This is a genomic window from Algiphilus sp., from assembly GCF_965216485.1.
Lineage (GTDB): Bacteria > Pseudomonadota > Gammaproteobacteria > Nevskiales > Nevskiaceae > Algiphilus.
This window is the reverse complement of record NZ_OZ244162.1, coordinates 401,751-413,706: the sequence shown is the minus strand read 5'-3', so window position 1 is coordinate 413,706 and position 11,956 is coordinate 401,751. Positions and strand designations below refer to the sequence as shown.

12 protein-coding genes are annotated in these 11,956 nt (G+C 66.5%); 7 read left to right on the top strand and 5 right to left on the bottom strand.

Going from position 1 to position 11,956, the window contains the following annotated elements:
* The first annotated feature begins 8 nt into the window (after positions 1-8).
* The gene (locus ACOOFO_RS01915; RefSeq protein ID WP_420427973.1) at positions 9-1,292 is read left to right on the top strand and encodes a serine hydrolase domain-containing protein; all 1,284 of its coding nucleotides are present in this window, start codon (positions 9-11) and stop codon (positions 1,290-1,292) included.
* A 3-nt stretch (positions 1,293-1,295) separates the two neighbouring features.
* Here ACOOFO_RS01915 and ACOOFO_RS01910 read toward each other — a convergent pair whose 3' ends face one another.
* On the bottom strand, positions 1,296-2,105 hold the full coding sequence (locus ACOOFO_RS01910; RefSeq protein ID WP_420427972.1) for a CHAD domain-containing protein: 810 nt from the start codon (positions 2,103-2,105) through the stop codon (positions 1,296-1,298).
* A gap of 61 nt (positions 2,106-2,166) precedes the next feature.
* Positions 2,167-3,600 carry an alkaline phosphatase D family protein gene (locus ACOOFO_RS01905; protein WP_420427971.1) on the bottom strand — a complete coding sequence of 478 codons (1,434 nt, stop codon included), beginning with the start codon at positions 3,598-3,600 and terminating at the stop codon, positions 2,167-2,169.
* Between the two features lie 180 nt (positions 3,601-3,780).
* On the opposite strand from ACOOFO_RS01905, the gene ACOOFO_RS01900 reads away from it, so the two are divergent.
* Complete coding sequence (locus tag ACOOFO_RS01900; RefSeq protein WP_420427970.1) at positions 3,781-4,287, top strand: GNAT family N-acetyltransferase; 507 nt, start codon at positions 3,781-3,783, stop codon at positions 4,285-4,287.
* 21 nt (positions 4,288-4,308) lie between these two features.
* Positions 4,309-5,253, top strand: a complete 945-nt coding sequence (locus ACOOFO_RS01895) for a universal stress protein (RefSeq protein ID WP_420427969.1) — start codon at positions 4,309-4,311, stop codon at positions 5,251-5,253.
* Between the two features lie 12 nt (positions 5,254-5,265).
* On the opposite strand, the gene ACOOFO_RS01890 is transcribed toward ACOOFO_RS01895, so the two are convergent.
* Entirely contained in the window at positions 5,266-7,038 is a 1,773-nt protein-coding gene (locus ACOOFO_RS01890; protein WP_420427968.1) for an alpha/beta fold hydrolase, read from the bottom strand.
* Between the two features lie 176 nt (positions 7,039-7,214).
* Here ACOOFO_RS01890 and ACOOFO_RS01885 point away from each other — a divergent pair, with 176 nt between their 5' ends.
* On the top strand, positions 7,215-8,369 hold the full coding sequence (locus ACOOFO_RS01885) for an alpha/beta fold hydrolase (RefSeq protein ID WP_420427967.1): 1,155 nt from the start codon (positions 7,215-7,217) through the stop codon (positions 8,367-8,369).
* 23 nt (positions 8,370-8,392) lie between these two features.
* Positions 8,393-8,851, top strand: coding sequence for a DMT family transporter (locus ACOOFO_RS01880; protein WP_420427966.1), 459 nt, complete (start codon positions 8,393-8,395; stop codon positions 8,849-8,851).
* Between the two features lie 12 nt (positions 8,852-8,863).
* Here ACOOFO_RS01880 and ACOOFO_RS01875 read toward each other — a convergent pair whose 3' ends face one another.
* The gene (locus tag ACOOFO_RS01875) at positions 8,864-9,157 is read right to left on the bottom strand and encodes a hypothetical protein (RefSeq protein ID WP_420427965.1); all 294 of its coding nucleotides are present in this window, start codon (positions 9,155-9,157) and stop codon (positions 8,864-8,866) included.
* Positions 9,158-9,281: 124 nt separating this feature from the next.
* Here ACOOFO_RS01875 and ACOOFO_RS01870 point away from each other — a divergent pair, with 124 nt between their 5' ends.
* Positions 9,282-10,055, top strand: a complete 774-nt coding sequence (locus ACOOFO_RS01870) for a tyrosine-protein phosphatase (protein ID WP_420427964.1) — start codon at positions 9,282-9,284, stop codon at positions 10,053-10,055.
* 63 nt (positions 10,056-10,118) lie between these two features.
* A complete protein-coding gene (locus ACOOFO_RS01865; RefSeq protein ID WP_420427963.1) occupies positions 10,119-11,492 on the top strand; it encodes a WS/DGAT/MGAT family O-acyltransferase in 1,374 nt (457 codons plus the stop codon).
* Positions 11,493-11,545: 53 nt separating this feature from the next.
* On the opposite strand, the gene ACOOFO_RS01860 is transcribed toward ACOOFO_RS01865, so the two are convergent.
* The gene (locus ACOOFO_RS01860; RefSeq protein ID WP_420427962.1) at positions 11,546-11,875 is read right to left on the bottom strand and encodes a zf-TFIIB domain-containing protein; all 330 of its coding nucleotides are present in this window, start codon (positions 11,873-11,875) and stop codon (positions 11,546-11,548) included.
* Positions 11,876-11,956: the final 81 nt, after the last annotated feature.

Here is an 11,956-nt window from a genome sequence, read left to right as displayed (position 1 = left end):
GGCAGCGCATGAATCCGAGCCGTCGCAACCGCGTCCACATCCGGCGCAATCTGGATCTGGTGACGGACCGCAACCCCCACGAAGTGCCGGCCGAGCATCTCGGCCTGGAGCCTTCGGTGCCGCAGGCCATTCACCAGGCCTTCGTCGATCTCTATCGCACCGGCCTGCACCCGGGTATTCAGCTCTGCATCCGGCGCCGCGGCGACATCCTGTTCGACCGCGCCATCGGCTATGCCGCCGGTGTGGCCAGTGACGACCCGCTGCAGGGGGCGCTGCGCGAAATGCGCCGCGACACACCGGTCTGCCTGTTTTCGTCGTCCAAGGCGGTGACCGCCATGCTGGTGCACAAATGTGCCGAGGATGGCTTGGTTGACCTCGACGCGCTCGTCACCGACACCATTCCCGAATACGGCCAGTGCGGCAAGCACACCACCACGGTCAAGCATCTGCTGGCGCACCAGGCCGGCATTCCGCGCATCCCGATGAAGCGTCCCGACCCCAGCCTGCTGTGGGACTGGGACCGTGCCGTCGCCACCTTGTGCGCGGCCAAGCCCATCCATGGTTCTGGCGAGCAGCAGGCCTATCACGCCATCACCGCCGGCTTCATCCTCGGTGAGATTGTGCAGCGGGTTTCGGGCCTGTCGCTCAATGACTATCTCGCCCGCCATATCGCCGAGCCCATGGGCATGCACAATTTTCACTACGGCCTCCCGGCCGCGCGCCATGCCGAGGTGGCGCGCAACGCCTTCACCGGCGGGCCGCTGCCGGCACCGCTGCGGCCGATCGCGCGCCGCGTGCTGGGCGTGGATTTCGATCGCGTACCGCCGATCTCGAACAGTCCCGAGTTCATGAATGCGGTCATCCCGGCGGGCAATCTCTACGCTACGGCGGAAGAGGCCTCGCGCTTCTTCGAGATGCTGCGCGCGGGGGGCCGGTACCAGGGCAAGCAGATCTTCGCGCCGGAGACCATCGCGCGGGCAGTGACGCCGGTGGGACGCATCCGCCTCGACCGCACACTGCTGATGCCCGTGCGCTTCTCGATGGGCATGATCCTGGGTGAAAAGCCTTTCGGCCTCTACGGGCCGGACTGCCGGGGCGCCTATGGCCACCTCGGTTTCATGAACATCGTCTGCTGGGCGGATCCGGCGCGCGAGATCTCCGCAGCGCTGCTTACCACCGGCAAGACGCTGGCCCCGAGTGCGCTCTACCGACTCATGCAGCTGATGGCCACCATTGGCGGCAGCATTCCGCGCCAGTCGCCGGACGCGCCGCATCTGGCGCGCGCCGCCTGAATCTCACGCCGGCTGCGTCTGCCGGTGCCACCAGGCCCCTGGCGACAGGGCGAACAGCGCCTCCGCCTGACGCAGCGCGCGCTTGGCAAGCCATTCCTGTTCCCGCGCGAGCTGATCGAGACGGTGCGCGTGCTCCGCATCGGCGTGCGTACCCAGTGCCTTGATGCGCTGCTCCAGCATGTAGCGGTCGTGGTGATCGCCGAGGCCGTCGGCGAGGCGGCTGAGTGCCTTGCGCCTCGCCTTCAAGCTGGGCCAGAGCGGAGTCAGTAGCTGGCAGTGATGCATGTGGTACTTCACTTCTTTGCGCCACTCGTGCAGAGGCGGGGCGTCTTTCGGGTTCGGCAGCGCGCGACGCCAGCGCTTGCGCGCGCGGCGATATCCGTTGCGCAGCCCGTTGGCGAGGTCCTCCGGCGTGATGGGCGGAAGCCCCTCGGCGGCAAGCTGGTCATCGACTGCCTGCAGCAACGCGTGTGCTTCTTCGAAACCCGCCGAGCCGGGGCGCGCTGCCGGCAGGGCGTCGGGGAGATGGCCCCAGGCCAGCTCGGGCGCGTCCTTGTCCAGCTGGGTGCAGAGCGCGGCCACGACATCGTCGTCGCGTTGTCCGGAAAGGGCACGGGCGGCGTCGCGAATTGCGCGATTAAGGGGGCCGTAGCGTTCGCCTAGGGGTCCGCGCAGCAGGCGGAGCGTGGCGCGCAGTTTCTTGCAGCGCTTGCGCGCGCCATGCACGTCGGCCGGAATCGCAGCCATCGCTTCGCCGAGCTCGGCGCGCATCACATCCAGCACTTGCGTATGCAGGGGTTGTAGCGCTGCCATGACGACGTTGGTGTCCGTGTCGCGCCAGTCTAGGTGGCGAGTGCCTTTGCAGGCAAAGATGCTAGATGCGCAGGGCCGGCGTGCGGCCGCTGTGCTCCAGCTCCCAGGCGGCGCTCCACGCGTCGCGCTGGCGTTCCAGCACGAGGTAGTTGCGCTCGGCGGTGTAGACGTCGCGCAGACCGGGCAACGGCAGCAGACGCAGTCGGTGGTTGGGCAGCGGCGACTCGCCGAAGCGCGCCAGCCAGCCCAGCGCCCGGGCGTAGGCCTCAGGCGGAGGCGGGTGGGCTACGCCGGAAGACACCAACTGGTGCAGCGGACCCGCAGCGCTGTCCAGTGTTCCGCGTGTGGCGAGATGGATCTCGCCGGACAGTGCGGTGACGGCAGCCGGCTTGGGTCCGTGGCTTTCGATGAGGTCGCGCAGGAAGGATTGCCATTCCACGCGATGGGCACGGCTCTGCCATTGATCGCGCAGATCGTCCTCGTACTTCTGTAGCTTGGGGATCCACATCAGGAGCTTTTCGATCCAGGACAGGCGCGGACCGAGGGCGGGAACGCTGGACAGCAGCAGGATGCGATCGCCTCGTGCCGCGTGCAGGGCCTGGCGCAGTGCGCGATGACCGTGCGGCCCCATCACGCGGTCCGGCCGGCGCTCCGAGCGCAGATCCGGGGCGATGATGGACAGCCCGGGCGTGCGTACGGACCAGCTCAGGCTCGTCCCGCTGCGGTCGAGGAAGTGTTGTGGCAGGGCCTCGGCTGTGCTGGCCTGCTGGAACAGCAGGAAGCATTCGCGCGCGACCCGGAACACGCTCTGCCCCACCGGATGGTCCAGCTGTTCGGGGGTGAGCGAACCCCAGCCGTCGCAGATGTCGTGGTCGTCCCAGATGCACAGCGAAGGAACGCGGGCCATCAGCCAGGAGGGATCGTTCTGCGCATAGAGCTGGGCGTAGCGCTGGAAAAGGTCGGCACGCAGGCGCTGTTCCATGATGGCCAGCGTGCCGGAATCCGGAGGCGAAAGATCGCGTTGACGAATCCAGTCCTGTGCAACCGCATGGGCGTCCAGCATTTCATCGGCGTAGAGCTGGTCTCCACCGTGCAGCAACAGCTGGAAGGGGGCGCGCGCATGCTCCGAGCCGAGCCGCCGCCAGAGCGCATTGCGTGTGACCGGGTCGCGCTCCTGGTCTCCGCGCTCCTTGCCATTGCAGGCCACGAAAGCGATGCGCAGATCATTCTGGAAGTCGGCATTGAGCGCATAGCGCGCCCCGTTGTAGCGGTAGGCTGCACCACTACGCGCCGGCAGCGACAAGCAGTAGCGCAGCACCTGGATGTCTCGGCACTGCGCCAGCGATTCGGCGGCGACGGGCCCGGTGTCGTCGCTCACGCTGGGCACGGGACAGTGACCGCACTGGATCACCAGAGCCGCTAGCTGCAAACGCCCTGCGGCGAAGCCGCGGAAGAACAGGATGGGCCCGATATTGCGCTCGTTGAGGGTCGTCACACGCGGTCTCGTTCGGCGGTGCCGTGCCGGAAGGTCAGACAGGATCGTTCAAGCATGCTGCCACGCGCTGAGGGTAGGCGCGCCGTGATCTCCGAGCGGTAGGCATCCGGCTACGGTCGGCACGCGGAATCGGGTTGTTTCGGTCTAGTATCTTGCTTCTCGCACACCCTCGCCAGCCCCATGCGCTCTCAGCTGCCGGTGATCCGTCCGATGCACCCTGGGGATGTGGAGGCGCTGTGGCGGCTCTTCCATCGCGCGGTGCATGCGCGCGCCATCCGCGACTACTCGGCGGCGCAATGTGCCGTCTGGGCGCCGCACCACCCGACCGCGCAGCAACGGGCGGCATGGCGCAATCGCCTGTTGGCGAATCAGCCGTGGGTTATCGAATGGCAAGGCGATGCGGCCGGCTTTGCCGATCTGCAGCCGGATGGATGGATCGATCAGTTCTTTGTCGATCCGGGCGTGCGCGGTCAACGCCTGGCCGATCATTTGATGCAGGCCCTCCTCCACCGTGCGGAGCAACGCCGCCTGCCCTATGTGCAGGCCGATGTCAGCCTGAGCGCGGAGGCTTTCTTCCGGCGCCACGGCTTTGCGCTGTGCTTCCGTCAGGTGGTACGGCGCGAGGGCATCGCCTTTCGCAATGCGCGGATGCGACGGGCCTTCGACATCGGCGATGGTTTGCGCTGAGGAGCGGCCTGCGACAAGGTAGTGCCCATCACGCCGCAGTACATTCTGGAGACCGTAAGCGGCGGGCACGACAAGAAGGGGAGCACGACCACCATGGCGATCTACAACAAGATTCTGTTTGCGACCGATCTGACACCAAAGGCGCAGCACGCGCAGGAAGCGGCGTTCCGCCTGGCGCGCGAGCATGGCGCCACGCTGCACCTGCTGCATGTGAACGTGCTGTCGGCCCTTCACATGGAATATCGAGGCCTGCAGAAGGCGGACGACTACGTGCAATCGGTACTGGCCGCCTGTCGCGCTTCTCTGCAGGAAGTGCCCGACCAGCCCGACCTCACCATCGAACGCAGTGTCATCACCGACGAATCGCCCGGGCGCGCCATCCTCCATTACGCCGATCAGCACGGCATCGATCTGATCGTCCTGGGGACCGACCACGTCACCAGCCCGGAGCGCTATCTCACCGGCAGCGCCGTGCTCAAGGTGTTGCATGGCAGCCGTGCGCCGGTCCTGGTCAATGGCAACGAGGCCGCAGCACTGACCGGGGTGCAGCGCATCGTGGTAGGCACCGACCTGTCGGACACATCAGCCGATGCGCTGCGGCACGCCGCTGAACTCGCCAGCGAATACAAGGCCGAACTCATCGTCAGCTACGTGCTGGTTCCGCCCATGGCTACCCCCTACGATGTGCAGCAGGTGCTGGAGTCGCCGGATCACGCCGCGGCGGAGACAGCGCTTGAGCGCTTTCTCGACGGTTTGGGGCTGGCGGTGAACCCGCGGCGTGAAGTGCGCAGCGGGCGCGCGCATCTCGAACTGCTCGAGTCGGTCAAGGCACACGGCGCCGACCTGCTGGTGGTCGGGGCGAGCGGACACGGCGCGCTGGGACGCATCTTCCTCGGCAGTACCGCGGATCGCGTCGTCCAGCACGCCCGCTGCCCGGTTCTCGTGCATCGGACACCGGGCAGCTGAACCGGCGAGCCGCTAGAAGCCTTCGGCGACGATGTCCTGCGCCGACAGCAGCGGCAGCTGAACGCGGCCACTGAGGGTCAGTGCCGGCACCAGGATGTCGCGCGAGAAGGTGCCGAGATACTGCGGATGAAAGCCGTAGACCAGCAGACCCAAGGTATCACCGGGCTGGAGCCGCTCGGCAACCGCGACCAGACGCTCCGGTGCCTGGGGCGTGCCGTGGGCGCCGTAGCCGCGCAGGGGCTTGAGTTGATCATCGATCAGTTGCCACTGGCCGTCGCGCTGATAGCCCACACCGACATAGATGATCGGATCGCAGGCGAGCGGGAGAAAGGCGCTCAGGCATTCCGCCTGGGCGAGCGCCTCGTTGACCGGAGATAGGGTCAATTGCATGGTCGGCTGCCCGGCAAGCACGGCACCATCCTCGCCGATGGTTTGCAGCGGTATGGCCTGGATGCCGCCGGGCAAGTCCGGACCCAGTGCGCTGGTCGCCACGCCGATGAGCCCGCTGACGGCAGGCGTGCTCGCCTCGACCGGGAAGTCGCTGCCGCCTTCGGGGATGTCCGAGACGGCCACGGCGTCGCCCTCGGCCAGCGACAGGCAGATGGCGTCGCCGGTGGGTAGGGCTTCTTCCAGTGCGGCGTCGCGCCCCTTGAGCTTGGCCTCAAACCAGGCGAGGGTGGCGGTGTCGCGGTCGATGCTGCCGCAGGCGTTTTGCCCGCCCGGGCCCTGAAATTCAGGCACGACCACGGCGCCGGAAAGGGCGGCGAGCGCGCTATCCAGATCGGCGCTCAGCGTCTCGACACTCAGCGGAAGAATATGCCCCGACTGGTGCGTCAGCAGTCGCACGTCACCGCCGCGTGCCCGCAGACAGCGCAGGTTGTCGAAGGCTTCGGTGACGTTGAACAGGGTGTCGGGGAAGCCCTGCCAGAGCAGGATGTCGGCCGCCGGGGGCGTGCTCGGCGGCGTCATCGGGACTTCGGTGCCCTGGGCGAAGGCGATTTCGGGAATGGCTTCCCCATCGCAGAAATAGCGCGGGCTGTGGTAGCGGAAGAAGTCGAGGCCGGGTTCCGGGAAGCGGTTGGTGGTCAGGCCGCGCAACAGGGTTTCGCGGATGACGTTGTCGAGATCCCCCTGCGAACCCGATTCACCTCCGGCCACCAGCACCAGCGCCCATCCCGACTTGATGGCATCGCCTGGATTGAGCGACTCGGTCAGGTCATGCCAGGTGATGTCCGGTACCAGCGCGCGCAGGCGTGCCTTCGGGTCGACGGCCTGCAGCAGCAACTGGTATCCGCCGCCGTAGCTGGAGCCGTAGGCGCCCACCATCATCGTGCCGCTGGCATCGCGCTGCAGCTGCGGCAGGGCCGTCTCCGCCCAGTCCAGAATGGCCACTAGGTCGCGTCCCTCGGCGTCCGGGTCCATGACGCGTACCGGTCCGGTGGACTCGCCGAAGCCGCGCTGATCAATGCTGATCACGTAGTAGCCGTTGTTCACCAAACTTCCAATCAATCCGGTCGACTCGGTCTGGCGGCTGCCGCCGAAACCGTGGCTGTGCAGCACCAGCGGGTAGCGCATCCCCGGTTCCATGCGTTCCGGCGTGAACAGTTGGAAGACGATGCTGCCTTCGACCGGCGAGGGAATCTCGACGCGCCGGTTTTCGGCCGCGCTCACATCGCTGGGATTGTCGCTGCCGTTGTCCGGTGCGGAAGGGTTGTTGTTGCTGCCACCGCAGGCCGGCAGCAGCAGGGCGGTCATCAGCACAGCGGCAAGGGAGAGAAGGCGCATCGGTGCGGGGTCCGTCAGAACACAATGGAACCGTTTATTACGCGCGCATGACGGCTGCGTCTCAATCGTTGTTTTTGCTTAGGTCTCGCACGCGGCGCGTAGCTGATCCGCCGGTGTAGTCTGTAAGCCGGTCGATGCCGTCATCGACTCCGGCACAGAAGAATGAGAGGACGCCCGTGTTTCATCGTCGCTTCGAACGCGATGCCAGAGCGCGACGCCGTACGGCGCACGATCTCGGTCAGGCGCTGACCAACGGTTTTGATCGGCTGTTCCGTACGGATGCCCTGGTCAAGGCCGACCGCACGCCTTATGAGGTGATCCATCAGAACGGGCTGCTCAAGCTGCGCTATTACCCCCCGCTGGATGTCAGCCATATCCAGGTCGGCGACGACACCGTGGCGGTCTCGAAAAAGCCCCATCGCACGCCTATCGTGCTCGTGCCGCCGCTGGCCGCCAGCACGCTCATCTTCGACCTGCTGCCGGAACGCAGCCTGGTGCGCTTCCTGTTGGCGCAGGGCTACCCGGTCTATCTGGTGGATTTCGGGGAGCCGCACCGCGCCCACGCCCATTACGGGGTACGCGAGTACACCACGCAGCTGCTGCCCTCCGCGCTGGAGGCGGCGCGCGCCCATTCCGGCGAACAGGACATCACCCTATTCGGCTATTGCATGGGCGGCCTGTTCGCGCTGATCTACGCCGGCGTGACCGGGGATCCGCACATCCGCAATCTGGTCACCGTTGCCAGCCCGATCGACATGCACGACTCCACCCTGGCCGCCAAGGTGCTGGAGTTGCTCAACTACCCCACCTATCTGGTGCGGCGCTACACCCCGTTTCGCGTGCACGACGTCAATCCGCGCTACCTGCAGATGCCCGGGTGGGCCAATTCCCTGATGTTCAAGATGACCAACCCGGTGGGCAGTCTGATGACCTACTGGGACCTGCTGATCCATCTTGCGGACCGTGAATACGTTGAGGTGCACACCACCACCAGCCGCTGGTTCGATCGCATGCTCGATTACCCCGGCGGGATCGTGCAGGACTTCATCATCAAGGTCGGCCTGGACAACGCGCTGGCCACGGGGCGCATCCAGTTCGGCGACAGCGAGGCCGACTTCCAGCGGATCTCCTGTGCCTTGCTGGCCATCGCGGGGCGCGGCGATACCCTCGTCGGCGAAGGCAGCGCGCGCCGTGTCATGGATGTCGTGAATTCCAACGACAAGACCTTCCAGATGGCCGATGGCGGTCATGCCGGCGTCTTCGCCGGGGGTAAGGCGCCGCGGGGTACCTGGCGCATCGTGGCCGATTGGCTGGAAAGCCGCTCTGACTAGCCGCATCGATCGACGGAGATCCCATGCCTTCCCTGCTGCTTCCCATCGTGCTGATTGCCCTCGCCGGTGCCGCGGTGGCGGCCCAGCCGGCCTTCAACGGTCAGCTCGCCAGCCATCTCGGATCTCCCTTGCGTGCGGCGCTGGTGAACTTCCTCGCGGGTGCCAGCGTGCTTGGCGTGCTGGTGATGCTGCTCATGCCGCGCCAGGGCGTGCCGGACATGCGCATGCTGACGCAGGTGCCCACGCATCTCTGGCTTGCCGGAGGCACGCTGGGAGCCAGCTTTGTGGCCACCGCCACCTGGGCCGCGCCCAAGGTCGGGGTGGCGGCCTTCTTTGCCACGCTGGTTGCGGCGCAGCTCATCGCCGCCCTGGTGATGGATCATTTCGGCCTGTTGGGCTTGGCGCAGCGCCCCGCCAATCTGGTGCGCGTGGCGGGTGCGCTTCTGCTGGTGCTGGGCGCGCTGCTGGTGGTGCGCGGTTAGCCGCGCCTGCGCCTAGCGCGCACGCAGCTTGCGCGCCCAGGCCACGTGCCGCTGAATCTGCGGATCCTCGCGCAGGGCCTCCAGCGTGTTCAACTGTCGGCCCAGGGTCTGTTCATCGTGAAAGCGATGCACGGCGCGGTGGCATTCCCTGCACAGCCAGATCCCACGGCGACGCATGTCCTCTTTGCTGAAATGCCGTTGGAACCACGGCTTGCGGTGGTTCTTGCGAGGCACGAGATGGTGAAAGCTCAGCGGCACCGTGCGGTCGCAGAGTGCACAGCGGTCGGAGGATGCGGATCGAAGCATGGGCGGCAACGGGTGAGCAGTGCGACGCCAGCGCACCCGCGCCAGCGGCTGAGAGATAATGCAATGCGTGCCCCTCAGCGGCACCTTTGCTTCGACAATGCGCGAATGGCCGGCGCAGGCAGGCATGCTTTTTCCGATGTTTCTTGATGACGAACTCTCCATCGCCGAGCGCTGGATTCCACTGGAAGGCAGCCGGAATTTCCGTGACATCGGCGGCTATCGCACCCGTGACGGCGCGCGCCTGCGCTGGCGGCAGCTTTATCGCAGCGACGCCCTGGGCGGACTGACGTCAGCGGACAGCACGCTGCTGCGCGACGGACTGGGCATCTGCAGCGTGGTCGACCTGCGCCATGCCCGCGAATGCGAGCGCAAGGGCGTGGCCCCCATCGCCGATGGCGTGGATGTGCGCCTGTTTCACCTGCCGCTCAATCGCGAAGATGTACCGGACGACGATCCGCTGCCCGACCTGGACGACCTGGGCATCGTCTATCTCTGGATCTCGCGCGGCGTCGGCCCGGTACTGGCGCGCGTGCTGCAATGCATCGCTGCCGATGACGCCACGCCGATGGTGTTCCACTGTGCCGCCGGCAAGGACCGCACCGGCATCGTGGCGGCCACCTTGATGACCCTGCTGGGCGTGCCGGACGAAACCATCGCCGCCGATTATGCCCTCACCGAGCTGGTCGGTCAGGCCATTCCGGAAGCGGATCGTGCCGCGGCCTTTGCGCAGTATCGTCAGCACGGTGCGCCGCCCGATGCCCTCAACGCGCGCCCGGAACACATGGTGGCCTTCCTGCAGGGCCTGCGCGCGGCGCACGGCAGCGTGGCGCAGTATCTGGCGCCCTTCGGTGTGGGCAGTGGCCTGGTGGAGCGCCTGCGCGACCGTTTTCTGGAATAGGGGCGCAGTCCCCGGCGTGCGCCTGCTAAGGTGACCCTACGACAACAAAAAGAGGAGCACGCCATGGCCGGGAAGCGGTTGAACGCGCTGGACTGGACCTTTCTCGCCAACGAGACGCGCGAGTCCATGATGCACGTCGGGTCGATGATGACCTGCTCCGCTGCCCCCGGCGAGGATCCGGAAGATCTCAGCACCTTGATGGAGGAGATCCGCAATGAGGTCCGGGTCTACCCGCCGTGGAATCTGAAACTGCGCTTCCCGAATGTGCCGGCCCATCCCCTGCAGCGCTGGATCGAGGACGAGGATTTCGACATCGACTACCACGTGCGCCACTCCGCCTTGCCGGCGCCGGGTGACGAGCGCAAGCTGGGGGTGCTGGTTTCGCGCCTGCACAGCCACAGCATCGACTTCCATCGTCCGCCGTGGGAGGTGCATTTCATCGAAGGCCTGGAAGGCGGCCGCTTCGCGATGTACTTCAAGGTGCACCACAGCCTTATCGACGGCTATACCGGCATTCAGTTGCTGTCGCGCAGCCTGAGCCGATCGCCCGAGGATCGTGATTCGCCGATGTTCTTCGCGCGTGCACCGGACAAGCGCCCACGCAGCGAAGGCAGCGAAGCGCCGCCGGTGCTGGAAAGTCTGATGCGGGTCGCACGCGAGCAGCTGGGCACCACGCGCAGCATCAGCAAGTCGCTGTTCCGCTCCTATCAGCGCGATCACAATGAACTCGCGGCGCCCATGCGCGCGCCGAAGTCGATCGTCAATCAGCGCGTCAGTCGCAACCGCCGCTTTGCGACGCAGGAATTCGCGCTGGAACGCTTCAAGCGGGTCGGGGAGCACTTCGGCGGCACCATCAACGACGTCGTGCTCGCGGTCAGCAGTGCCTCCCTGCGCCGTCTGCTGCAGGAGCAAAATGCGCTGCCGCGCGAGGCGATGACGGCCATGCTGCCGGTCAATATCCGCCCCAAGGACGATCCGGGTGGCGGCAACGCCGTGGGCACCATTCTGGCGTCGCTTGCGACCGATATCGAGGATCCGGTGGCGCGCTTTGAGGCGATCATCGCCTCCACCACGAGCGCCAAGGCGCAACTCAAGGGCATGACGCGCGCCGGCATCATGCAATACAGCGCGCTGTTGATGGCGCCGCTGCTGCTGGCGCAGGTGCCCGGCGCGGTCGGTCGGGTGCGCCCGGCCTTCAATCTGGTGGTATCCAACGTCCCCGGTCCGCGGGAGCCGCTGTATTTCCGTGGCTGGAAGCTGGACGCCTACTATCCGATGTCGATTCCCTTCCACGGCTACGGACTCAATGTCACCGTGGTGAGCTACGTCGACAAACTGGACTTTGGCTTCACCGGCTGCCGCGACAGCGTGCCCCATCTGCAGCGCATGGCGGTCTACAGCGCCGAGGCACTGGAAGAACTGGAAGCCGCGCTCTAGCGATGCCTCCGCCTGCCTGGCGGCGATCACCCCAGGCAGGCGGGCGAACCGCTTCAGTGGGCGCGGAAATACTCCGCGACGTAATCCAGCAGAGGCCTGCGATGCTGGCTCGGGAAGGGCCGTAGCGCCATGCGGTCGAGCCAGATGCCACCGCAGCGGGCGCACTCGTGGACCTCAAGGGCGCGAATCTGCGCCGGCACGAGACGGATACCGCAGCGTGGGCAGGCGCCTTCCTCCGGGGCCTGCGCCATGGCATGCCCGGTCATCGCGGCTGCCGGCGCGCCGCCTTCGCGGCGCAGGCGTTCCAGGTTGGCAAAGTAGCGGTCTTCCTCGACCTTTTCCCGCAGACGCAGGCGTTCACCCAGGTGATCCTTGTGATGCATGGGCACACTCCTCGTGGAAACCCAACATCGAGACTACGCCGACGGCGGCCAAGTGCAAGTGGGTGCAACAAGAAGGCCGCG

Bases quoted from the DNA above. Each gene is read 5' to 3' on its own strand.
- ACOOFO_RS01910 (WP_420427972.1), bottom strand. From the start codon at position 2,105: ATGGCAGCGCTACAACCCCTGCATACGCAAGTGCTGGATGTGATGCGC.
- ACOOFO_RS01900 (WP_420427970.1), top strand. From the start codon at position 3,781: ATGCGCTCTCAGCTGCCGGTGATCCGTCCGATGCACCCTGGGGATGTG.
- ACOOFO_RS01860 (WP_420427962.1), bottom strand. From the start codon at position 11,875: ATGCATCACAAGGATCACCTGGGTGAACGCCTGCGTCTGCGGGAAAAG.
- ACOOFO_RS01915 (WP_420427973.1), top strand. From the start codon at position 9: ATGAATCCGAGCCGTCGCAACCGCGTCCACATCCGGCGCAATCTGGAT.
- ACOOFO_RS01865 (WP_420427963.1), top strand. From the start codon at position 10,119: ATGGCCGGGAAGCGGTTGAACGCGCTGGACTGGACCTTTCTCGCCAAC.
- ACOOFO_RS01870 (WP_420427964.1), top strand. From the start codon at position 9,282: ATGCTTTTTCCGATGTTTCTTGATGACGAACTCTCCATCGCCGAGCGC.
- ACOOFO_RS01890 (WP_420427968.1), bottom strand. From the start codon at position 7,038: ATGCGCCTTCTCTCCCTTGCCGCTGTGCTGATGACCGCCCTGCTGCTG.
- ACOOFO_RS01875 (WP_420427965.1), bottom strand. From the start codon at position 9,157: ATGCTTCGATCCGCATCCTCCGACCGCTGTGCACTCTGCGACCGCACG.
- ACOOFO_RS01880 (WP_420427966.1), top strand. From the start codon at position 8,393: ATGCCTTCCCTGCTGCTTCCCATCGTGCTGATTGCCCTCGCCGGTGCC.